At 63.1% G+C, this 20,600-nt stretch carries 18 protein-coding genes; 11 read left to right on the top strand and 7 right to left on the bottom strand.

The annotated features are described in order from the left end of the window. Position 1: 1 nt before the first annotated feature. The 4 genes from GNX71_RS15085 to GNX71_RS15100 are packed head-to-tail and all read right to left on the bottom strand — an operon-like array spanning position 2 to position 2,266. On the bottom strand, positions 2-184 hold the full coding sequence (locus tag GNX71_RS15085; protein WP_007836935.1) for a Trm112 family protein: 183 nt from the start codon (positions 182-184) through the stop codon (positions 2-4). Further along, complete coding sequence (lpxK, locus tag GNX71_RS15090) at positions 165-1,196, bottom strand: tetraacyldisaccharide 4'-kinase (protein ID WP_206179050.1); 1,032 nt, start codon at positions 1,194-1,196, stop codon at positions 165-167. Before lpxK ends, GNX71_RS15085 begins: the two co-directional genes overlap by 20 nt. Then, complete coding sequence (locus GNX71_RS15095) at positions 1,197-1,637, bottom strand: biopolymer transporter ExbD (RefSeq protein WP_206179051.1); 441 nt, start codon at positions 1,635-1,637, stop codon at positions 1,197-1,199. Continuing rightward, positions 1,634-2,266 (bottom strand): MotA/TolQ/ExbB proton channel family protein, encoded by a 633-nt coding sequence (locus GNX71_RS15100; protein ID WP_093433040.1) that lies wholly within the window; start codon positions 2,264-2,266, stop codon positions 1,634-1,636. Before GNX71_RS15100 ends, GNX71_RS15095 begins: the two co-directional genes overlap by 4 nt. A 313-nt stretch (positions 2,267-2,579) precedes the next feature. Between GNX71_RS15100 and xseA the strand changes: the two genes are divergently transcribed. After that, the gene (gene xseA, locus GNX71_RS15105; RefSeq protein WP_206179500.1) at positions 2,580-3,893 is read left to right on the top strand and encodes an exodeoxyribonuclease VII large subunit; all 1,314 of its coding nucleotides are present in this window, start codon (positions 2,580-2,582) and stop codon (positions 3,891-3,893) included. Between the two features lie 50 nt (positions 3,894-3,943). Beyond that, positions 3,944-4,525 (top strand): Fe-Mn family superoxide dismutase, encoded by a 582-nt coding sequence (locus tag GNX71_RS15110; protein ID WP_042578222.1) that lies wholly within the window; start codon positions 3,944-3,946, stop codon positions 4,523-4,525. 68 nt (positions 4,526-4,593) lie between these two features. Here the strand turns inward: GNX71_RS15110 and GNX71_RS15115 are convergent, their stop codons facing one another. The 3 genes from GNX71_RS15115 to GNX71_RS15125 form a co-directional block, all read right to left on the bottom strand. Next, on the bottom strand, positions 4,594-5,064 hold the full coding sequence (locus tag GNX71_RS15115) for a DUF192 domain-containing protein (protein WP_206179052.1): 471 nt from the start codon (positions 5,062-5,064) through the stop codon (positions 4,594-4,596). Positions 5,065-5,158: 94 nt separating this feature from the next. After that, entirely contained in the window at positions 5,159-5,347 is a 189-nt protein-coding gene (locus GNX71_RS15120) for a hypothetical protein (protein ID WP_206179053.1), read from the bottom strand. Positions 5,348-5,499: 152 nt separating this feature from the next. Continuing rightward, positions 5,500-5,838 (bottom strand): cell envelope biogenesis protein TolA, encoded by a 339-nt coding sequence (locus tag GNX71_RS15125; RefSeq protein ID WP_206179054.1) that lies wholly within the window; start codon positions 5,836-5,838, stop codon positions 5,500-5,502. Positions 5,839-6,057: 219 nt separating this feature from the next. Between GNX71_RS15125 and icd the strand changes: the two genes are divergently transcribed. The 9 genes from icd to tssM all read left to right on the top strand — a co-directional run bounded on the left by icd (position 6,058) and on the right by tssM (position 20,590). Next, entirely contained in the window at positions 6,058-7,317 is a 1,260-nt protein-coding gene (gene icd / locus GNX71_RS15130; protein ID WP_206179055.1) for an NADP-dependent isocitrate dehydrogenase, read from the top strand. Between the two features lie 363 nt (positions 7,318-7,680). Next, positions 7,681-10,377, top strand: a complete 2,697-nt coding sequence (gene tssH, locus GNX71_RS15135; protein WP_206179056.1) for a type VI secretion system ATPase TssH — start codon at positions 7,681-7,683, stop codon at positions 10,375-10,377. Positions 10,378-10,434: 57 nt separating this feature from the next. After that, on the top strand, positions 10,435-10,977 hold the full coding sequence (tssB, locus tag GNX71_RS15140; RefSeq protein ID WP_206179057.1) for a type VI secretion system contractile sheath small subunit: 543 nt from the start codon (positions 10,435-10,437) through the stop codon (positions 10,975-10,977). Between the two features lie 21 nt (positions 10,978-10,998). Beyond that, the gene (gene tssC, locus GNX71_RS15145; protein ID WP_206179058.1) at positions 10,999-12,501 is read left to right on the top strand and encodes a type VI secretion system contractile sheath large subunit; all 1,503 of its coding nucleotides are present in this window, start codon (positions 10,999-11,001) and stop codon (positions 12,499-12,501) included. Positions 12,502-12,637: 136 nt separating this feature from the next. Continuing rightward, the gene (locus tag GNX71_RS15150) at positions 12,638-13,123 is read left to right on the top strand and encodes a type VI secretion system tube protein Hcp (RefSeq protein ID WP_206179059.1); all 486 of its coding nucleotides are present in this window, start codon (positions 12,638-12,640) and stop codon (positions 13,121-13,123) included. A gap of 129 nt (positions 13,124-13,252) precedes the next feature. Further along, positions 13,253-13,810 (top strand): type VI secretion system lipoprotein TssJ, encoded by a 558-nt coding sequence (gene tssJ, locus GNX71_RS15155; protein WP_206179060.1) that lies wholly within the window; start codon positions 13,253-13,255, stop codon positions 13,808-13,810. Positions 13,811-13,842: 32 nt separating this feature from the next. After that, the gene (gene tssK / locus GNX71_RS15160; RefSeq protein WP_206179061.1) at positions 13,843-15,198 is read left to right on the top strand and encodes a type VI secretion system baseplate subunit TssK; all 1,356 of its coding nucleotides are present in this window, start codon (positions 13,843-13,845) and stop codon (positions 15,196-15,198) included. Beyond that, entirely contained in the window at positions 15,195-16,571 is a 1,377-nt protein-coding gene (tssL, locus tag GNX71_RS15165) for a type VI secretion system protein TssL, long form (protein ID WP_206179062.1), read from the top strand. The genes tssK and tssL overlap by 4 nt, the downstream gene beginning before the upstream one ends. Before the next feature lie 20 nt (positions 16,572-16,591). Next, positions 16,592-20,590 (top strand): type VI secretion system membrane subunit TssM, encoded by a 3,999-nt coding sequence (gene tssM / locus GNX71_RS15170; RefSeq protein WP_206179063.1) that lies wholly within the window; start codon positions 16,592-16,594, stop codon positions 20,588-20,590. Positions 20,591-20,600 lie beyond the last annotated feature (10 nt).

Below are 20,600 nucleotides of genomic sequence, written 5' to 3' on the forward strand. Positions count from 1 at the left end.
GTCACAGACCCAGCTCTTCGTCGGACAGCGTGCGCGCCTCGTTCTCGAGCAGCACCGGAATGCCGTCCCGCACCGGGTACGCGAGGCGGGCGCTGCGGGAGCACAGCTCCTGCTTCTCGGGGTTCCAGGTCAGAGGGCCCTTGGTCACGGGGCAGACGAGCAGTTCAAGCAGCTTGGTATCCATCGGGCGATGATAGCTTTGCGTCGAGCGCGGCGAAGAATTCCGGGGCGGGCTCGAAGTGCAGCGGCACGGCCAGCGCATCGGGTGCCTTGCGCCACAGCTTGACGGCATCTTTCTCGGTGCAGAGCAGGGTGTATTCGCTGCCGGACGGGCGCTGCCACGTGTCGAAGTCATGGTGATCGAGCAACGCGACGGTCTCGGCGAGTGTGAGTCCCCGCGCGCGCAGCATGTCGAAAAAGCCTTCGGGCCGCGCGATGGCTGCCAGCGCGATCAGTGGCTTGCCAGCGAGCGCCTCCAGAGGAACACGCTTTCCGTCGCTGGCAACCGCATCCTGCGCAAGGCTGCGCGTGGCGGTGTAGCCGCCCGCAAAAGCAGGCCGCTCGCCGCTATGGAGCACCAGGTCGCAGTGCCGTGGCCAGGGCTCACGCAGCAGGCCTGCGGGCAGCAGCCAGCCGTTGCCGATGCCGCGGTCGTCGAACACGCAGATCTCGACATCGCGTGCGAGCGCCAGGTGTTGCAGCCCGTCGTCGCTCACGATCACTTGTGTGGCTGGATGTCGCTCCAGCAGGGCGCGTGCGGCTTCGATGCGTCGTCGCGCAACGAAAACCGGGGCGCGCGTGGCGTGGTGAATCAGCGCCGGCTCGTCACCGACATCATGGGGGTCGCTGTCGTCGAGCACTTCGCGGCAATCGTCGGTTCGACGGCCGTAGCCGCGCGACACCACGCCGACCTGCAGGCCACGAGCCTGCAGATGCCGGACGACAGCCATCACGACCGGCGTCTTGCCCGCACCGCCTGCAATCACGTTGCCGATGACGATCACGGGAACGGGCACGCGTTCAGTCCGAAGCCACCCGATTCGATAGAGCCAGCCGCGCAGCGCGAAGAGCGCACCGTAGATCAGCGACAGCGGCCACAGCAGGCAGGCCAGCAGTCCGCGGTGCAGCCAGGCGTCCTGCAGCCGCGAGGCTGACGCGCTGGATGCGCCTGTGCTGCTGCGCCCCTGTGACGGCACTCAGTGCCCGGCTTGCGCCGTCGACTGGGCGGCGAAGGTGATCTGCATCAGGCCGGCGCGGCGCGCGGCTTCCATCACCGTGACGACGGCCTGGTGAGGGCTGCTCGCATCGGCGCTGATGATCACCACGCTGTCCTTGCCGCCGGTGGCCGCAGCGCCGAGTGCGGCGGCCACGGAGCTCACGTTGCGGTCTGCCACCGCTGCCTTGTTGACCGTATAGCGGCCGTCGGCGGAGACCGTCACGATCACTTCCTTCGGATAGTCGCGTTGCGCATCCACGTCCGCCGTCGGCAGCCGCAGCTGCATCTCGGTGAACTTGCTGTAGGTGGTCGACAGCATCAGGAAGATCAGCACGACCAGCAGCACGTCGATGAACGGGATCAGGTTGATCTCGGGCTCATCGCGCGAGCCGTGGCGAAACTGCATGCGGGCTCTGCTCATTTGCGCAGCGCGTTCAGATGGCGGGCGAAGCGCTCACCCGAGAGTTCGAGGTTCAGCAGGTACTCGTCGACGCGGCTGCGGAAGTAGCGCCAGAAGATCAGCGTGGGAATCGCCACGATCAACCCGAACGCGGTGTTGTACAGCGCGATCGAGATGCCGTGCGCCAGTTGCGCCGGGTTGCCCGAGCCGACAGCGCCGCTTCCGGGCGACTGCGAGCCGAAGATCTCGATCATGCCGATCACCGTGCCCAGCAGGCCCAGCAGCGGCGCGGCCGAGGCGATGGTGGCCAGTGCCGGCAGGTAGCGCTCCAGCTTGTGCGCGATGGTGCGTCCCGAGGCCTCCATGGCGGCGCGAAGGTCGTCTTCGGTGCAGCGCGGGTTGGCGTTGAGCGCCCGCAGGCCCGCGGCCAGCACCTGGCCGAGCATCGAGTTGCGTTCGAGTTTGGTCACGATGTCCGGTCCGGGAACGGACCCGCGCGAGACGGTGATGGTTTCGTCGAGCAATTTCGGCGGCAATACTTTCACGGTCTTGAGACTCGTGAAACGTTCTATAACCAGCGCGAGCGCAATAACCGAACAAGCGAGCAGCGGCCAGATCGGCCAACCCGCAGCAACAATGATGGAAAACAAGAAAATCCTCCGGCCCGTAGACTGCAAATGCGCGGCGATTATCCACCGAGCCCACCATCGGGATGTGGCTTGTTTGCGTGTAGTCAAGGACGCACAGATTCTGTGGATAACTTTGTGATTAACCTGCTTCGCAACGCGTCCGAACCCGCACGGGTGGGCCTTTTCGCTAGATCGATTGAATTTTGAGCAGTACTTTTTTGAATGAAATCAACCACTTGCACGAGAAACCGTGCGCCTGCCCCGCATGGGGGGCTTTGGGCAGGGGAAGCCGGGCCTGTTGTGGAAGAGTGGCTTTCGGCCGCTCGTGCGCTTTGTGAACTTGCGTGAAACGAATTCCGCGCCCGGGCCGCGCATCTGGGCTGTCGGTGCGTTGTGCCGGGCAGTCGCCGACACGTTGGACGCGCGCTTCAATCCGGTGGCCGTGCGCGGCGAGATCTCGGGTTTTTCGCGCGCCTCCAGTGGACATTGTTACTTCTCGCTCAAGGACGAGTCCGGCCAACTGCGCTGCGCGATGTTCCGCCGCGCCGCCGGATTGCTCGATTTCTCGCCCCGCGATGGCGACCAGGTGGAGGTGCGCGGTCGACTTGCCGTGTACGAGCCGCGCGGCGATCTGCAACTCGTCGTCGAAAGCCTGAAGCGCGCCGGGCAGGGCGCGCTGTTCGAACAATTCCTGCAGCGCAAGGCGCGCCTTGAAGCCGAAGGGCTGTTCGACCCCGGCCGCAAGCGTGCGCTGCCCACCATGCCGCGCGCGGTGGGCGTCGTCACTTCACTCGGGGCGGCTGCGCTGCACGACGTTGTCACCGCGCTGCGAAGGCGCGTGCCGCACATCCCCGTGGTGCTGGCCCCGGCGGCAGTGCAGGGCGCGAATGCGCCCGCCGAACTGGTGCGTGCGCTGCAATCTCTTTATGCGCTGGAGCCGGCCGTCGACGTGATACTGCTGGTGCGAGGCGGTGGTTCGATCGAAGACCTGTGGGCCTTCAACGACGAGACGCTGGCGCGGACCATCGTGCAGAGCCCCGTGCCGGTGGTGAGCGGTGTCGGACACGAAACCGACTTCACCATCGCCGATTTCTGCGCCGACCTGCGTGCGCCCACGCCTACCGCCGCGGCCGAGCTCGTCAGCGCACCGCGCGACCTGTGGCTCGGGGCGCTCGACCTGCTTGATGAACGGCTCGGCGATGCGTTGGGCGCGCGCCTCGACGTGTTGGGGCAGCGGCTTGATCAAGCGGCGGGCCGCCTCGGCCGTCCGTCGAATCTGGTGGCCCGCCAGCAGCTTCGCCTGGCGCACCATGCGCAGCGCCTGCACTTTGCAGTGCTGTCGAGACGGGAGCGTCTGGCACAGGTGCCGCGGTCGATCGCTGCCGATCTTCCTTCGAAATTCGATCGTGCACTCGTGCAGCGGCGCGAACGGCTGGAGCGCGTGGCGCTGCGGCTGCGTCTGCTCGACCCGGCACTCGTGCTGCAGCGCGGCTACGCCTGGCTCACCGATGCGGACGGCCGCGCCGTCGTCAGCGCGAAGAACCTGAATGCAGGCGATGCGGTGGTCGCGCGGCTCGCGGACGGCGAGGTCGACATGACCGTGACGCCCGGCGGCGCAACGGGAACACGTCCGACGCCGCCTCAATAATTACTTCCTAGAATCCTCCATTCCCCACAACCAACCCACGAGAAAAAACCATGGAACATGTGCTCCCACCCCTGCCGTACGCCCTCGACGCGCTGGCACCCGAATATTCGAAGGAAACCCTCGAGTACCACTACGGCAAGCATCACAACGCCTACGTGGTGAACCTCAACAACCTGCAAAAGGGCACCGAGTTCGAAGCCCTCACGCTGGAAGAGATCATCAAGAAGGCCAGCGGCGGCATCTACAACAATGCCGCCCAGATCTGGAACCACACCTTCTTCTGGAATTGCATGAAGCCTCAGGGCGGCGGTGCACCGACCGGCGCGCTGGCCAAGGCCATCGATGCCAAGTGGGGCAGCTACGACGCCTTCAAGGAAGCCTTCGTGAAGTCGGCTGTCGGCAACTTCGGCTCGGGCTGGACGTGGCTCGTGAAGAAGGCCGACGGTTCGGTGGACATCGTGAACACCGGCGCCGCCGGCACGCCGCTGACGACTGCAGACACCGCACTGCTGACTGTCGACGTCTGGGAGCATGCCTACTACATCGACTACCGCAACCTGCGCCCGAAGTTCGTCGAGACCTTCCTGGCCAAGCTGGTGAACTGGGACTTCGTCGCGAAGAACTTCGGCTGATCCACGTTTACGCATGAAAAAAGCCGACCCTCGGGTCGGCTTTTTTGTGGGCTATAGCCAGCAGAAACTCAGCGCTTGGCGGCTGAGAACAACTCGCCGCCGAGCTTGGCGCCCTTCTTGATGTTCTTCTTGGCAAACCAGCCCTGGTTCATCTCGAGCACATAGCGCACCGGCTCTTCGGAGCAATGCGAGTTCTCGGTCAGCGGCTGCATGTCAACCAGGTTGACGATGCGGCCGTCGTCGGCCACGAAGGCCGCGGTCAGCGGCAGCAGGGTGTTGCGCATCCAGAAGCATTGCGTGGCGGGCTGCTCGAACACGAAGATCATGCCCTCGGCCTGCGGCATGGTCTTGCGGAACATCAAGCCGATTTCACGCTGCTGGGGCGTCTGGGCGATCTGGGTATCGATCTTGTACAGGCCGACCGACAGCTGCGTGCGCGCAAGATCGGTCTGGGGTTGTTCCTGCTGTTGTTGTTGGGCATGCGTCGGCATCACGAACGAGGCGGACAGCAGGAGCAGGGCGGCTAAACGCTGAAACATCGGACAACTCTTTCAGGGCGGGGCCGTTCAAGGCCCGGCCCGTAACCAATAAAAATGCCCGCTGATGCGGGCATTGCCGGGTGAGCTTGAAAGCTTACACCTTCTTGGCGGCAGCCGTGTGGGCCTTGGCGACGTGGCGAACCTTGTGCTTCTTGACTGCGTGCTTGGCCTTGGCCTTCTGGGCAGCAGGTGCGGCCGGAGCGGCGGCTGCGGGTTCAGCGGTTTGAGCAAAAGCACCGGCAGCGAAGAGACCGGCGATCAGGGCTGCGAGCAGCTTGTTCATGAGAAATCCTTTGAGATTGTTGATTTGGACCACCTCCCTGTGGAAGGCTCACATTCAACGGACCCCGGTGTGCGCGGTTGACAGCAGTTCGACGACCGCAGGCGAAAAAAAAGCGCTCCGGAGAGCGCTCTTTTTCGTGGGGGCAGGCCGACTTACTTGGCGCCCGGCATGTCGGGCGTACCGCCTTGGGTTGCCTTGCGCTTCACGCTGCCGTCCTTGTTGCGACGACGCTGGTCGCGCGTGCTGGCGCGCTTTTCGCCAGAGGCTGCAGCCTTGTCGGTACCGATGGCGCCGGCTTCGGGCGTCTTGGCGACGTCGCCAGCGGGAGCAGCCACTTGACCAGCGGGCTTGGCTTCCTTCTTGGCTTCAGCGCGCGCTTGGGGCTTGCTGTTGGTTGCGTTCCCTTGTTCGGGCGTGGTGCCGGCCGGGTTTTGGGCGTAGGCGCCAGCTGCGAACAGACCAGCGATCATGACTGCGAGAATTTTGCTCATTGAAGATTCCTCTATCGAGAATTGGTTGGAAACGCCTCCCGGCGAGCAGAAGGTCAGCCACTAACGAGCCCATTGGCCCCATGGTTGACAAACGCCAGCTGATGGGCAGCGTCTAAAATGTACAGCGATTTGTTAGCCGGTTGTACAGCGAAACCCCCGCGCTGTCTGAATTCGCTGACACTCCTCAAAATTACATCACCCCCGGAGCGCATCCCCCTCATGTCCAGCTACCAGCACATCCAAGTCCCGACCGAAGGCCAGAAGATCACGGTCAATGCCGACAACTCGCTGAATGTGCCCGACCAACCGATCATCCCTTTCATCGAAGGCGACGGTACGGGGCTGGACATCACGCCGGTGATGCTCAAGGTGGTCGATGCGGCCGTGGCCAAGGCCTACGGCGGCAAGAAGAAAATCCACTGGATGGAGGTCTATGCCGGCGAGAAGTCGACCAAGGTGTATGGCCCCGACGTCTGGCTCCCCGAGGAAACCCTGCATGCCGTGCGCGACTACGTGGTGTCCATCAAGGGCCCGCTCACCACGCCCGTCGGCGGTGGCATCCGTTCACTGAACGTTGCCCTGCGCCAGGAGCTCGACCTCTACGTGTGCCTGCGCCCCATCCAGTATTTCGAAGGTGTGCCCAGCCCGGTGCGCGAGCCGCACAAGACCAACATGGTCATCTTCCGCGAAAACTCGGAAGACATCTACGCGGGCATCGAGTTCGAAGCCGAAAGCGACAAGGCCAAGAAGCTCATCAAGTTCCTGCAGGACGAGCTCGGCGTCAAGAAGATCCGCTTCCCCAACACCTCCGGCATCGGCGTGAAGCCCGTGTCGATCGAAGGCACCGAGCGCCTGGTGCGCAAGGCACTGCAATACGCCATCGACAACGACAAGCCCAGCGTGACCATCGTGCACAAGGGCAACATCATGAAGTTCACCGAAGGTGGCTTCCGCGACTGGGCCTACGCCCTGGCTGCGAAGGAGTTCGGCGCGCAACTGATCGATGGCGGTCCGTGGATGAAGTTCAAGAGCCCGAAGACGGGCAAGGAAATCACCGTCAAGGACAGCATTGCCGACGCGTTCCTGCAGCAGATCCTGCTGCGTCCCGCCGAGTACAGCGTGATCGCCACGCTGAACCTCAACGGCGACTACGTGTCCGACGCCCTGGCCGCACAGGTCGGCGGCATCGGCATCGCCCCGGGTGCGAACCTGAGCGACACCGTCGCGATGTTCGAAGCCACGCACGGCACGGCGCCCAAGTACGCCGGCAAGGACTACGTGAACCCCGGCTCCGAAATCCTCTCGGCCGAAATGATGCTGCGCCACATGGGCTGGACCGAAGCGGCCGACCTGATCATCAGCGCGATGAAGAAGTCGATTGCCAGCAAGCGGGTGACCTATGACTTCGCGCGCCTGATGGAAGGTGCGACGCAGGTGAGCTGCTCGGGCTTCGGGCAGGTCATGATCGAGCACATGTAATCGACTGCGCGTTTCGACGTCTTATGACGTCGCTGTCAAAAGCCCTTGAACTTCCGAGAGGAATTCAAGGGTTTTTTTCTGGGCCGAATGCCACTCTATTCAATGGAAATTACTACTTTTGGGTTGTTTGAATTGCGGGCCGTCGGAGAAATTTCACGAATCAATTGCCTGCTTTTGAGGTTTAACTATTGGTAGAAATTGTGCACCGCACAGGCCTTCGCAACCACACAGAATCACGCCTATTCGAGAAAGCATAGGGAGCGTGAAGTGGGCAGGAAAGCAGTAAATAAAGGCACTTTGCTGAGCGATGTGTCACGTAATTGCGCCGCGAAATTAACACTGTTTCCGCGTCGGTAAATTGCAATGACAATTTCTCGACGCGCGCTGTTCGGCAAGCTCAACCTCACTTTGTTTCGCGGTATTGAATCCGCAACTGCTTTTGCCAAGCTGAGAGGAAATCCATATGTCGAATTGACGCACTGGATTCATCAACTCTGGCAACTGAACGACAGCGATCTGCATCGCATTTGCCGTCATTACCAGGTCGATCTTCAGGTCGTCGAGAAAGATCTGGTTTCCAGATTGTCGGAATTGCCCTCGGGCGCCACATCGCTGAGCGATTTCTCCCATCACGTCGAAGCAGCCATCGAGCGTGCCTGGATTCTCTCCAGTCTCGAATTCGGCGATCGCCGCGTGCGCAGTGCCTGGCTGCTTGCGGCGCTGGTGCAAACGCCGGAGTTGCGGCGGCTGCTTCTTGGCATATCGCCTGCGTTCCGAAAGCTACCCGCCGAGCAACTGACGGATGCTGTCGTTTCGCTTATCGCGGGCTCCCCTGAACACAACGAAGGGCCGCACGACGGCTTTGGCCTCCCGGCGGCAATGCCAGGAGAAGCGAGCGGCGCGATCGCCGATTCGCCGGACGGCAAATCTGCCCTGGCCCGGTATTGCATCGACCTGACGGACCGCGCCCGCGGCGGGCAAATCGATCCCGTGATCGGCCGCGAACACGAGATACGCACGATGGTCGACATCCTGCTGCGTCGGCGGCAGAACAACCCGCTGCTCACAGGAGAGGCTGGTGTGGGCAAGACGGCCGTGGTCGAAGGACTCGCGCTGGCAATTGCCAACTGCGAGGTTCCACCATCGCTGCGCAATGCCCGCCTGCTCGGTCTCGATGTCGGCGCGTTGCTCGCTGGCGCCAGCATGCGGGGAGAGTTCGAGTCCCGCCTGAAATCGCTGCTCGAAGAAGCGAGCAACTCGAGTCAGCCGGTGATTCTCTTCATCGACGAGGTGCACACCCTGATCGGCGCCGGCGGCCAGGCTGGAACCGGGGATGCGGCCAATCTGCTCAAGCCTGCTCTCGCGCGCGGCACGTTGCGTACCGTTGGCGCGACCACGTGGAGCGAATACAAGCGTCATATCGAGAAGGACCCCGCGCTGACCCGGCGCTTTCAGACGCTGCAGGTCGCCGAGCCCGAGGAAGCTTTGGCTGTGGAAATGGTGCGCGGGCTGGTCGCTACCTTTGCCGAGCATCACGGCGTCACCGTGCTGGACGAGGCGGTGCGGGCGGCGGTGGCGCTGTCCCATCGCTACATTCCGTCGCGCCAGTTGCCGGACAAGGCCATCAGCCTGCTCGACACGGCATGTGCGCGTGTCGCCATGTCGCTGCACACACCACCCGCCGTCGTCGATCAACTGCGCCAGCGGATCGCCGCCTTGGATGTGGAACTCGCTTTGCTGACTCAGGAAAGCGCGATTTCGCGGGGCGGCGATGCCCGATCGAAGCGCCTCGACGCTGCAAAGGCCCGACTCGATGCCACCGAACATGAACTGTCGGCATACGAGGCTCGGTGGCAAGAAGAGCTCGCGATGGTTCGGCAGATTCAATCGCTGAGAACAAAGAAGAGGGAGGAGGGGGAGAGTGGCGCCGAGGGCGATTGGCCCTCGGCGCGGTTGCAGGCCCTGGAGGAAGAACTCCTGCTGCGCCAGCAGGACCTGCCATTGGTTCTTTCCCAGGTCGACGAGTCCGTGATCGCGGCCATCGTTGCGGATTGGACGGGAATACCCGTCGGCCGCATGGTGCAAGACGAAGTCGCCGCCGTCTTCAGGCTTGAATCCACGCTCGGCGAACGCGTCGTCGGGCAGGACCGTGCGCTTGCCGCTATCGCGGAGCGCATCCGTGTGTCGCGGGCGCGTCTGACCGATCCGGACAAGCCGGTCGGTGTCTTCCTGCTGGCCGGTCCTTCGGGCGTCGGCAAGACCGAAACCGCGCTGGCACTTGCGGACGCAATGTATGGCGGCGAGCAGAACCTCATCGTCATCAACATGAGCGAGTTCCAGGAGTCGCACACCGTCTCGACGCTGAAGGGCTCGCCGCCGGGCTACGTGGGCTACGGAGAAGGCGGTGTTCTGACGGAGGCCGTGCGTCGGAAGCCCTACAGCGTGATCCTGCTCGACGAGGTGGAGAAGGCGCATCCGGATGTCCACGAAATCTTCTACCAGGTGTTCGACAAGGGCTGGATGGAGGATGGCGAAGGCCGTCGTATCGACTTCAGGAACACGACCATCCTGTTGACGAGCAACACCGGTGCGGAACTCATCGAGCGCTTGTGCGAGGACCCTGCATCGTCGCCTGGAGTCGAAGCTTTGCGCGAAGCGCTGCAGCCTGTTCTTCGCCAGGTTTTTCCGGCCGCGTTCCTGGGGCGTCTGTCCGTCGTGCCTTACCTGCCGTTGGGAGAGCAGGCCTTGGCCAATATCGTCTCGCTGCATCTGGACCGGGTGGTCCGTCGAATGAAGCAGCAGCATGGCATCGCATTGCACTGCGCCCCCGGCCTGGTGGCCGAAATCGTCGATCGATGCGGCACCCATGAAACCGGCGCACGCCGCCTGACGGGTTTCATCGAGCAGAACCTGCTGCCGGTCTTGTCACGGCAGTGGCTCAACGCCTTGCAGGAAAAGCGAACGATCGCCCGGATTTCTGTTGACGCAAGGTCCCGCGGCAAAGCCGACCCGGACCTGCAGGAAGGAGATGTCGTCATCTGCCATACCGAGTACGTCTGACTCTTCAAACCGCAGCGTTTCCAGGCTGTATTTCTTAGTTTTCATCAGGGAGTTTTCGTGACAAACAACAACAGCAGTCAGAAGTTCATCGCCCGCAACAGGGCGCCACGCGTGCAGATCGAATACGACGTGGAAATCTACGGCTCGGAGAAGAAGATCGAGCTGCCGTTCGTCATGGGTGTCCTGGCCGATCTTTCCGGCAAGCCCACCCAGGCATTGCCGCCGGTGGCCGATCGCAAGTTCCTCGACATCGACATCGACAACTTCGACGAACGCATGAAGGCGATCCAGCCGCGCGTGGCCTTCGCCGTGCCCAACACGCTGTCGGGCCAGGGTCAGCTCATGGTCGACATCACCTTCGAAAGTATCGAGGACTTCTCGCCGGCGGCCGTGGCTCGCAAGGTCGAGCCACTCGGTCGCCTGCTCGAAGCACGCACCCAGCTTGCCAATCTCCAGACGTACATGGATGGAAAAGCGGGCGCCGAGGGCCTTGTCAACAAACTGCTGCAAGACCCTGCGCTCATGAAGTCACTGGCGCAAGCACCCAGGCCTCGAGCGGCAGATCACAACGACGCACCGACTGCCGACTCGGCGGTGTGAACCTGAATCAAGAAACTTCACATGAACACCACAAGCGATTCCGTGCTCGACGCGCCCGTGACGGCGCAATACGCCAATCCCTCCGACTTTGCGTCCCTGCTGGACAAGGAGTTCAGGCCCAAGACCGAGGAGGCCCGCGACGCCGTCGAGGCGGCCGTGCGCACCCTGGCCGAGCAGGCGCTCGTCAATGCCGCGACCATGACCGACGATGCCTACAGCAGCATCGAAGCCATCATTGCGGAGATCGATCGAAAGCTCTCGGAGCAGATCAATCTGGTGCTTCACAAGGACGAGTTCCAGAAGGTCGAGTCGGCCTGGCGCGGCATGCACCATCTTGTCTACAACACCGAGACGGACGAGAAACTCAAGATCCGCTTCATGGATGTATCGAAGGATGAAGTGCGTCGCACGCTTCGTCGCCACAAGGGCATCGCCTGGGACCAGAGCCCGATCTTCAAGCGCATCTACGAGGAAGAGTACGGGCAGCTCGGCGGCGAACCCTATGGTTGTCTCGTGGCGGATTACTACTTCGACCACACGCCCCCCGATGTCGAACTGCTGGGCGCCATTGCCAAGATTTCAGCGGCATCGCATGCGCCGTTCATTGCAGGGTCGGCGCCATCGTTGCTGGGCATGGAGTCGTGGCAGGAGCTTGCGAATCCTCGCGACCTCGCGAAGATCACCTCGAACCTCGAGCATGCGCCCTGGAATTCTTTGCGAAATACCGAAGACTCGCGCTACGTCGGCCTCGCCATGCCGCGTTTTCTTTCGCGCCTGCCCTACGGCGCGAAGACCAATCCGGTCGACGAGTTCGACTTCGAAGAAGAGACCGAGGGCGCGGACCATCGCAACTATGTGTGGAGCAATGCGGCCTATGCCATGGCCGTCAACATCAACCGCAGCTTCAAGCTTTATGGCTGGTGCACGATGATTCGCGGGGTGGAGTCGGGTGGCACGGTAGAGAACCTGCCATGCCACACCTTCCCGACCGACGACGGCGGCTTCGACATGAAGTGCCCGACCGAGATCGCCATCTCGGACCGCCGCGAAGCCGAGCTCGCCAAGGCAGGCCTGATTCCGCTGGTGCACCGCAAGAACACGGATCACGCTGCCTTCATCGGCGCGCAGTCCATGCAGAAGCCGCAGGAGTACATGGACCCCGATGCGACGGCCAATGCCAACTTGTCGGCCCGCCTGCCGTACCTGTTCGCGAGCACCCGTTTCGCGCACTACCTCAAGTGCATCGTTCGCGACAAAATCGGTTCCTTCAAGGAGCGCGACGATATGCAGCGCTGGCTCAACGAATGGATCATGCATTACGTCGATGCCGATCCCGCCAACTCGTCGCAGGAAACCAAGGCGCGCAGGCCGCTCGCGGCGGCTGAAGTCGTGGTGGAAGACATCGAGGGCAACCCCGGCTACTACAGCGCGAAATTCTTCCTGCGCCCGCACTTCCAGCTCGAAGGCCTGACCGTTTCACTGCGCCTTGTGGCGAAGTTGCCGTCCCTCAAGGAAGCGGCCTGACCGGCCCGCCTTCAACCGTTTCGAGTTGTTCGATGAAGTGGCGCGAAGACGCCATCCGCGAAGTCGCTTGAAGCGCCGAGGGAGGCGCTGCAGAGCATCAGTCAAACATTGAAAAAACCAAGTTCAGGGAGTTTTTATGACGCAAGACATTTTTCTGAAGATCAATGGGATCGAAGGCGAATCCCAGGATTCCGATCACAAGAACGAGATCGAAGTCCTGGCCTTCAACTGGAAGGCTTTCCAGGAATCCACCATGCATGCCGGCTCGGGCGGCGGCGCCGGCAAAGCCACGGTCGAGGACCTGGAGTTCGAGCACTACGTCGATCGCTCGAGTCCCAACCTGATGAAGTATTGCCTGACAGGCAAGCACGTCCAGGAAGCGAAGCTCACCATCCGCAAGGCCGGCGGCAATCCGCTCGAGTACCTCAAGTTCACTTTCTCGGACGTGATCATCACCGCCGTCCAGCCCTTTGGCTCGAACTCCGACGAGTTGCGTATCAGGGAGCGCGTGCGCCTGTCGTTCTCCAAGATCAAGCAGGAGTACTCGGTGCAGAACGCCCAGGGCGGCAGCGGCGGCGCAGTCACTGCTGGCTACGACATCAAGGGCAACAAGGAGTCCTGACCGCAGCGGCGGGTCCTGAGTCAGCTCAGGGCCTCTCGGCTTCGCGCGGCGTGGCACACAAGGGTGTGTTGCGCTGCCTGCGGTTGTCCCGGTCGACGGATCGCATCACTGCATCACTTCCTCTTCAACATGTCATTCAACGCGCCTTGTCCCTGGCGGACCGCCTCGCGGCAATGGCTTTTCGTGGTGCTTTCGCCGTTCGTTCCGGTGCTCGCGCTGGTCACGGCACAGCCCTCGTGCGCCCAGTTCTCTTACCCGCGAGAGCAGACCAGGCTCGACATCACGATCACGGCAGAGGCTGGCGTCAACCCCGACGACAAGGGCAGGGCGGCGCCCATCCTGGTGCGTGTCTACGAACTCAAGTCGGAAGGTGTCTTCGAGGCCGCCGACTACTTTTCACTCGCCAGCAACGACAAGGCCGTGATCGGCAACGAGCTGCTCGTTCGAGACGAATTCATCCTGCGACCCGGCGATGTCAAGACCATCCGTCGCAAGTCACATCCCGACATTGCCGCCATCGGTGTCATTGCCGGGTATCGCGATCTCGCTCAAGCCGATTGGCGTGTGGTGCAAAAGATCGACCCTGCACCGGAAGTCGCCTGGTATCGCTCGGTTCTGCCGGCCAACAAGGTCAGGTTGCAGATCGATCTTCAAGCCAAGGGCGTCCAGCTCACCCCCCTCAAATAAGCCCGCGACTTGCACGCACAACGATCGATCTCATGAGTTGGTACAACAAAGTCGCCTGGAGCGAAGGGCTCTTCCTGCGTCCGCAGCTCTTCCAGCAGCAGGAGCGCTACCTCGAGCACCTCGCGCACAAGCGCACGGCCTCGCTCAGCCCCTTCTACTGGGGCTTCAATCACTACAGCATCGATGCGGAATCGCTGTCCCTTGGCAAGCTTGTGCTTGCCAGTGCCGCGGGCATCTTTTCGGACGGTACGCCGTTCGACGCGCCTGGCCAGACGCTGCCGCCCGCACCGCTCACCATCCAGCCGGAGCATCTGGAGCAGGTCATCCATCTGGCCGTGCCCATTCGCACGCCCAATGGCGAGGAAACGACTTTCGACGATGCAGCGGCCTCCGCGGCATCGCTCGCACGCTTCTCGGTCTTCGACACCGAGTTGCGTGATGCAAATTCCATCGGGCAAGGTCCGAAGACGGTGCAGCTTTCGCGCCTGCGGTTGCGCCTGCTGCCGCAACGGGAATTGACCAATGCCTGGATCGGCCTTCCGCTCGCCAAGGTGACGGTGCTGCGCTCCGACGGAAGCATCGCCACCGACCCGTATCTGATTCCGCCCGTTGCCGGCTACGGTGCGAGCCCGCTGCTGGCCGATTGGGTGACGAATCTGCACGGCCTGTGTCGCCTCCGCGCGCAAACGCTCGCAACACGGCTCAGCAGTAATGATGGCAAGTCGAGCGAGTCGGCCGAGGTGTCCGACTTCCTGCTGCTGCAGATACTCAATCGCTACGAGCCCTTGTTCGAACACTGGCTGCGTGTGCGAGAGACCTCGCCGGAAGCGCTCTACACCGCCTTGTGCTCCTTCAGCGGAGAGCTTGCGACGTTCGTGCGCGCGAGCACGCGTCGTCCGATCGAGCACCCTGCCTATCAGCACATCGATCCCTGTCTGTCCTTTCGAAAGCTGATGACCGATGTGCAGGCCTTGCTCAACGATGTGCTGGTTCGCAGTGCACAGAGCATTCCCCTTTCCAATCGGGCCAACGGTGTGCGCGTGGCGAGTGTCGAACCCTCGGAATTGCAAGGCTTCTCCAGCCTCGTGTTCGCCGTGGCAGCACATACGCCGCCCGATCAGTTGGCCAGCCAGTTTCCGGCGCGCTGCAAGGTCGGGCCGAGCGATCGGCTCGCTGAACTCATCCGTTCGCACCTGCCCGGTATCCCGCTTCAAACGCTGCCGGTGCCGCCGCGCCAGATCCCTTTCAATGCGGGCTTTGTCTACTTTCAGATCGACTCGCGCGGACCGCTGTGGGAGCACATGGTCAAGCATGGCGGACTTGCCCTGCATGTGGCGGGTGAGTTCCCAGGCCTGCGTCTTGAACTCTGGGGGGTGCGGGAAAAATGAAGCCCTTTCTCGAAGATCCCACGCACAACCGGGAAGAACCCAGCGGCGACTCGGGGGACTTCGCTCCATCCGACGACTCGTCACCCAAGGACTCTTGGCCGGGTGATGCGACGGAGGGCGTGCATATCGCCCCGGAGCCGCCGATGCAAGTGCGCCTGGCTGCGGTCACCGCTGCCAAGAATCCCCTGCTCGAAGCAGCTCAGCCGCTGCTGCGCGCACTCGCCGACATGCCGGCGACGCTCGGCAGCGAAGGCGTGACGATCCTGCATCGGCTGTTGGAGCGCGAGGTGGCGAGCTTCCAATCGCTCTGCAGCAGCGCGCAAATCAGGCACGAGCATGTGGTCGCGGCAAGTTATTCGCTGTGCACCGCGCTCGACGAATCCGCCAACAGCACGGAGTGGGGCGGTGGCAAGAATGGTGAAGCCGGCATCTGGGCCGGACAGCAGCTGGCCGCGAAGTTCCACGGCGACACGAAGGGAGGCGACAAGTTCTTCCTGCTGGTGGGCCGCCTGGCTGCCAGCCCGCAGGAACACATCGATCTGCTCGAGCTGATGTACCAGGTCCTCGGGCTGGGCTTCGAGGGGCGCTTCAGCACGGCGGCCAACGGACGTCGGCAACTGGAGACAGTTCGCCATCGGCTCTTCACATTGCTCGGTACTGCGCGCGGCGAAGTACCGCGTGATCTGTCGCCGCACTGGAAAGGTGTGGGGGCGGGTACGTTCCGTCTGCTGCGCAGCGTTCCGGTATGGGCGACGGCGTCGCTGCTGGCGCTGGTCTTGTCCGGCTTGTTCGCCTGGTACAAGTACCGGCTGTTGCAGACGAGCGCCGACGTGGAGCAGCGCATCGCCGCCATCGGCCGGATGCGTCCGCCACCCGCACCACCAGCGCCTCTGGTCAAGCCACTGCGCCTGAAGGAGTTGCTGGCTCCCGAGATTGCACGCGGCACGGTGAACGTGGAAGAAGACGAGCACCGCAGCGCGGTCACGTTCAGGGGCGACGACATGTTCGTCCCCGGCCAGGCACGCCTGAACGCAAAGATTCTTCCGGTTCTGGACAAGGTGGCGGACGAGATCAACCAGGTCTCGGGCGCTGTCCAGGTCACCGGCCACTCCGACAACCGTCCGATCAGGACCCGCGATTTTCCCAACAACCAGGTCTTGAGCGAGAAGCGGGCCGAAGCAGTGACTGCCGTGCTGCTGGGCAAGGGCGTGGTGGCGTCGCGCATCCGTACCGAAGGGCGCGGCGACACGATGCCGATGGTCGACAGCGCAACGGCAACCGGGCGAGCCAGGAATCGCCGTGTCGACATCGTCGTCATCCAGGGCGACGGCGACAGCGCCGCGTCGCCAGCCGCAACGCCGGCGGCACGCTAGAGGCGGCCCGGGAGTCACTCATGCAATACCTCAAACAGTTCCTGGCGTTTATTTTTTCCCGGCAGATGCTGGCCTTTGTCGCCATGGTGCTGCTGGCCATGGCGATCTGGTTCTTCGGTCCCTTGCTGGCCGTGGATGGACTGCGCCCGCTGGCTTCGGTTGGCGTGCGCGTGGCTTTCATCGTGCTGCTGCTGGTGCTTGGCATCCTCTGGCTCGTTTCGGGGCCGTACAGCCTGGTCGGGGTGGCCGCGATGTGCCTGCTGCTTTGGCAGGCGGGACCCTTGCTGGACATCGGTGCAGCGAAGCCGCTCGCGTCGGTTGGGGTGCGTGTAGCGATCATTGGCGGGATCCTGCTGCTGTATGCGTTGTACTGGCTTCATCGCTTCTGGCAGGCCCTGCGCAACAACGAGGACCTGCTTGCAAAGGTCCTGAGCTTCGGAAGGGACGCGGGCAAGGACGAGACGGGCAGGGAAGAGATCAAGACGGTCACCGCCGCGGTCCATCGCGCCTTGGTTCAACTCAAGGGTCTGCGCGGCCGTGGTGGATTGCGTCGTCTGCTCGAAGGCAATCGCTATCTGTACGAGCTGCCCTGGTACATGGTCATCGGCAGCGCCAGCGCGGGGAAAACCACGGCGCTGCTCAACGCCGGGCTGCAGTTTCCCCTGGCGCGCCAGATGGGCAATGCTTCGAAGCGCGTGGTGTTCAAGTCGGAAGGCGGCACGCTGCATTGCGACTGGTGGTTTGCCAACGAGGCTGTGTTCATCGACACGGCAGGCCGTTACACCACGCAGGAGCGCAATCCCGTGACCGATCCGGTCGAGTGGCGCGCTTTCCTCGGTCTGCTTCGCAAACACCGCACGCGTGCCCCGCTCAATGGCGTGATCGTTGCGCTCGATGCGGCTGAGCTGCTGACCATGACCGAGATGGAGCGCGCCGAGCATACGAGCCTGGTGCACGATCGTCTGACCGAATTGCGCCAGGAGTTGGGCATTCGCTTTCCCGTCTACGTGGTCGTCACGAAGATGGATCTGCTGCGGGGTTTCAGCGAATATTTTCAATCACTCACCAGCGAAGGGCGCATGCAGGCCTGGGGCTTCGCGCTGCCATTCCACGGCATGAAGAACACGCGGGCCGGCATGCAGGCCCGAGACACCTTCCGCGCGCAGATGGAAGCGGAGCTTGCATTGCTCAAGGACCGGTTGGCCGATGGTCTGCGCGCGCGGCTGAATGAAGAGTTCGATGTCGAGCGCCGCAAGCGCCTCTTCGCGCTGCCGAAGGAGCTGGCCGGATTGGCGGTACCGTTGATGCCGATGCTGGACCAGATCTTTCTCGTCTCGCGTTTCGACAAGACCCAGTTGCACGACACGCTGCGCGGCGTGTACTTCACGAGCGGTGTGCAAGCCCATATGGAACTGCCCGCCGATCCCGGGACGCTGATCCAGCGACTGCAACGCAGCCTCGGCCTGTCGCCAGCCCCGAACCCGCATGCCGCCGGCACGGCGTCCGGACAGGGGCAGCAAGGGTTCTTTCTCCAGGAGCTGCTGACCAAGGTCATCATCCCGGAAGCCCACTTGGTGAGGCCCAATCTGCGCTGGGAATTCCGGTTCCGGCTGCTGCGCCTGATGGGGCATGCCCTGGCGTTCGTGATCTTCATGTGGCTGGCCGGCGCGCTGGCAGTGAGCTACGGCAACAACCGCCGATACCTGGACACTGTCGGCCAGCGCACGGATGTGCTCGCCGGCCAGGTGCGCGCGCTGTACGGCAGCTTCAAGCCGGCAGGCGTGCCGGACGTGCTCAACGGTGCGCGCGAGTTGCCCGGCTACTCCGGTCTTGACATCGACAACCCGCCGGGCAGCTTTCGCTACGGGCTGTACAGCGTGTCGCCGGTGCTGGCCGTGACTGGCGAAACCTATGCCCGGCTGCAGGACCACACCCTGCTGCCGACCATCCTCCAGCGCATGGAGACCGTGCTGGCGCAGAGCATGAAGGATGGCGACGCCAAGACTGCCTATGAAACCTTGCGCGTCTACAAGCTCCTGCACGACAAGGACAGGTACATGAAAGGAGGCGCTCGGGACATTCGCAACTGGGTTCTCAAGGACTGGGAGCATGCCGACAGTGCTGTTGCCTTCGGCGGACGCGCTTCGATGGCTGGCCATGCAACGGCGCTCTTTGCCGGCGAACGCCCGGTGCAGTCGGCATCGCTGCCGAACGAGGTGCTTGTTCGCGCGGTGCAGGATTTCCTGAACAGCAACACCTCGACGCAGCGCGTCTACGAGCGCGCCAAGGCGGCGATGCTGTCGGAAGCTCCCCAGGAATTCACGTTGGTCCGGGCGGTCGGGCCGCAAGCCGGCACGGTGTTTTCCCGTGCCGGTGGTCTGCCTCTCGAAAAAGGAGTGCCGGGCCTTTTCACCTATGACGGATACCACGACGTCTTCAGCAAGCGGCTGCCGGAATTCGTCGGACAAGCCATTGACGACGACGCGTGGGTCATGGGGCGCAATGCCTCGGCAGTGCTCGATGCTGCCGCTCGCAAATTGCAGAACGATCGGTTCCTTGATGACATCCGTCGTCAATACCTGAGCGAATATGCCCAGCAGTGGGAAGCCTTTCTCGAATCGATCCGCACGGTCGGGGGCGGCGACACCACCGGCACCAGCCTGGGGTTCGACCTGAGCGTGCTGCGGCAATTTGCCGCGCCCGATTCACCTCTGGCGCGACTGGCGCGCGCGGCGGCGCGAGAGACCACGCTGTCGCGTCCGCTGGTTGTGCGCGCCCAGGAAGAAAAGGGGTTTCTCGACAAGGCCTCCGATGAGTTGAGCAAGCAGACCAGCGCGATCGGCCGGAACCTCGGCATTCGCGCAGAGGAACGACTCGAAAAGGAAATCGTCGACAACCGCTTTGCCGCGCTGCGCGAGGTGGTGACAGGGCAGCCCGACATCGGCGCAGGAAATACCGGCGCTGCCGGCGCCAAGCCGGGACTCGAAAGCATCTCGGGCCTCGTGAATGAGTTCTACACGCTGTTGGTCGTGGCCGATACCGCGCTGACGGCGGGCAGCCTGCCGCCCGGAGGCTCCGAAGTCGGTGCGCGGCTGAAACTGGAAGCCGGGAAACTCCCCGCGCCGTTTCGCGAGGTGTTGGCCGCGTTGGCCACGAGTGGCGGTGACAAGGTGGCGCTCGGTTCCACCGGCATCTTGCGAAACCAGGCTCAACAGCAGCTCGATCGCATCATGGGCCTGATGGCGATGCAGGTCAGCGAACCGTGCAAGCGCGGCGTGGAGGGGCGCTATCCGCTGGCTGCAGTGGCGCAGGATGCATCCATCGAGGACTTCACGCTGGTCTTCGCCGCGAGCGGCGCCGCGGACGAGTTCTTCAACAAGTACCTGGCTTCATACGTCGATACCAGCGTGCGCCCGTGGCGCTACAAGGATCCGAATGCGGTTCAAACCCTTGCCGGTGCGGAGGGCGTTGCCGGCGGAGGGGCGCCGGCACCCGCGACCACGGGCCCGACATTGCTTGGTGAGCTGCTCAAGCTGCTGGCCCAGAGCGGGCCGAACCTCGATGCCTTCTACCGCGCGCAACAGATCCGCGATCTTTTCTTCCGTGATGCGGGCGGCAAGAAACTGGCGTGGAAGATGGATCTGCAGGTGCTTGAACTGGAGCCCAGCATCACCGACCTGATCATCGACATCGACGGGCAAGGCCAGCGCTATATCCACGGTCCGGTACAGGCGTTCACCGTCCGCTGGCCGGGGCCGCGCGGCGGCGCGATGGCGGAGATCACGGCCAATCCGCGAATCTCGGGTCTTACCTCGACATTCATGGCCAACGGGCCGTGGGCGTTGTTCCGCTTGCTCGAAAAGGGGCGCATCGTGAACACGGCGACACCGGGGCGGTTGAGCGTCGAGTACTCGTTCGACGGCCGCAAGGCGTTGATCGACATCAACGCCGGCAGCCAGCCCAACCCACTCAACAGTGATGTGCTCAAGGGCTTTCGCTGTCCGGGACGAGCGGCCTGACACCCCGACG

Origin of the sequence: Variovorax sp. RKNM96, from assembly GCF_017161115.1 — a bacterium.
GTDB lineage: Bacteria > Pseudomonadota > Gammaproteobacteria > Burkholderiales > Burkholderiaceae_C > Variovorax.